Source organism: Synechococcus sp. BA-120 BA3 (assembly GCF_034931285.1).
Lineage (GTDB): Bacteria > Cyanobacteriota > Cyanobacteriia > PCC-6307 > Cyanobiaceae > Cyanobium.
In genome coordinates, this window is sequence record NZ_JAYGHZ010000429.1 from 1 (window position 1) to 2,140 (window position 2,140).

Here is a 2,140-nt window from a genome sequence, read left to right on the forward strand (position 1 = left end):
GGGGCAGGGGCGTGCCGTCGACCAGGGCGGCGGTGAGGGCCTCCAGTTCGGCACCGCTGCGGGCGCCGATCGAGCGGCCCACGGAGCCGCCGGCGGCATCGAAGAACTCCAGCTGGGGGATGCCGTTGACGTCGTAGCGCTCCAGCTCCGGCTGCCAGCGGGGGTTGTCGACATTGAGCAGCACCACATCCATCCGGCCGTGCTGCTGGCGCTCGATCCGCTCCATCGCCGGCGCCATCGAACGGCAGGCCTCGCACCAGTCGGCGTAGAACTCCACCAGGGTGGGCCGGCCGTCGGCCAGGGCCACGCTGAACTCGGGCGACTGGCGGGCCAGGCGCTCCAGGGGCGCTTCCGGATGCAGGCCGCCCCGTAGCCACACCATCAGCACCACCAGCACGGCCGCCACGGCCGCCAGCACCATGCGCTCGGTGCGGCCGAGGGAGGAGGGGGGGGAACTGCCCGACGGGGCCATGGACGGCGGCGACACGGAACGGCGCCCACTCTGGCAGCGTCGGCCCACCAGCCGGGCGCCGGCACACGGGAGCTGGCTCCGGACAACGTTGCTAGCGTCAGTTTTCCTGGCCTGGAGCGGTGAAACGGCGCCTCACTCTCCACTTCCCCTCCGAGGCGGTGCATCAGCCGATCACCTATCGCCTGGCGGTCGACTTCGACATCGCCGCCAAGATCCTGCGAGCCCAGATCGCCCCCAACCAGAGCGGCACCATGGTGGTGGAGCTCTCCGGCGACATCGACGAGCTCGACGCCGCCGAAGACTGGCTGGAGAGCCAGGGCCTGGGGCTCAACCGCGCCCCCGGCGAGATCCGCATCGATCCGGAGCGCTGCGTCGACTGCGGCATCTGCTCCAGCGTCTGCCCCAGCGGCGCTCTCGACTACACCCCGGCCAGCCAGCGGCTCCATTTCGAGGCCTCCCGCTGCCTGGTCTGCGAACAGTGCATCCCCAGCTGCCCGCTGGAGGCCATCACCCTGGTGCTGGAGCCATGAAGGAGGTCGTCCGGCTGATGCTGCTGCCGCTGCAGGCCCCGATGCTGCTGGTGCTGATGGGTGTCAGCACCTACCAGGGCATGCACTGGAGCCATGCCCTCGAGGCCGGCGGCACGCAGGTGCAGGAGCTCACCACCCTGATCTGGTCGGCCGAGTGCCTGCAGGCGATGCTGATCGTGTTCGTCTGCACCATGCCGGACCTGGTGATCCGCCAGCTGTCGATCCTGATGGCCGCCAGCCGGGTGGTGAGCCTGGTGGTCACCCTGCTGCTGGTCACCGTCGGCGGCCTCTACCTGCTGCACCTCAACGTGCTGGCCAACGTGCTGATCATGGGGTCGGCCGTGCTGCTGGCCCGGCTCGACCTGCTGCGGGTGCGGGTGGTGCCGCCGCCGCTGGTGCTGGCCGGGGTGCTCACCCTGCTGGTGCTCGGCGGCGCCAACTTCGGCCGCATGCTGGTGCGCTGAATCAGCAGTCGGGCTCGCTGCCCTGCTGGTAGCTCCAGACGTTGCCCAGCACCTTCTTCACATACAGGCGGGTTTCGGGGTAGGGGATCGCCTCCACCCACAGTTCCGGGTCGCTGCGCAGCTGGGGGTTCACCCAGCCGGCCACGGCGCCCGGCCCGGCGTTGTAGCTGGCCACCGCCAGCAGGGGGTCGCCGTCCCACTGGCGCAGCATTTTCGCCAGGTAACGGCTGCCGAGGCTGGCGTTGGCGGCCGGGTCCTCCAGCCCCGATTCCGGCACTGGCCCACCGGCCAGTTCGGCGGCGGTGGCCGGCATCAGCTGCATCAGGCCCGTGGCGCCCACCGGCGAGCGCACCGCCGGAGTGAAGCGCGACTCCTGCTTGGCCACCCCCAGCAGCAGCTCCATCGGCAGCCCGCCCTGGCTGGCGGCCGCCCGGAAGGCTGCCTCGAAGCGCAGCGGATGCAGGCTGCGTTCCAGCTCGCGTTCCAGGGCGCACTGGTCGCCGTCGAGCTTCAGCGTGGCCTGCTCCAGCAGCCCGAAACCGGTCCAGTCGTCGCCGACCCCCTGGCGCAGCCGCCCCTCCAGCAGCAGCTCCCGGCTGCCCTCCGGGGCGCGGCGCCCGCGGCGGTGGCGCCAGGTCTCCCAGGCCTCGGTGGACTGGTCCAGTCGCCAGAGC

4 protein-coding genes are annotated in these 2,140 nt (G+C 71.4%); 2 read left to right on the top strand and 2 right to left on the bottom strand.

What is annotated here, in order from left to right; all coding sequences use genetic code 11:
* A partial coding sequence (locus VB737_RS16415; RefSeq protein WP_500314534.1) for a thioredoxin domain-containing protein occupies positions 1-472 on the bottom strand: 472 nt, incomplete at its 3' end.
* Between the two features lie 119 nt (positions 473-591).
* On the opposite strand from VB737_RS16415, the gene VB737_RS16420 reads away from it, so the two are divergent.
* Entirely contained in the window at positions 592-1,002 is a 411-nt protein-coding gene (locus tag VB737_RS16420; RefSeq protein WP_500314536.1) for an NIL domain-containing protein, read from the top strand.
* Positions 999-1,466, top strand: coding sequence for a hypothetical protein (locus VB737_RS16425; protein ID WP_500314537.1), 468 nt, complete (start codon positions 999-1,001; stop codon positions 1,464-1,466). Before VB737_RS16420 ends, VB737_RS16425 begins: the two co-directional genes overlap by 4 nt.
* A 1-nt stretch (position 1,467) precedes the next feature.
* Here VB737_RS16425 and VB737_RS16430 read toward each other — a convergent pair.
* On the bottom strand, positions 1,468-2,140 hold a 673-nt coding region (locus VB737_RS16430; RefSeq protein WP_500314538.1), incomplete at its 5' end, for a lytic transglycosylase domain-containing protein.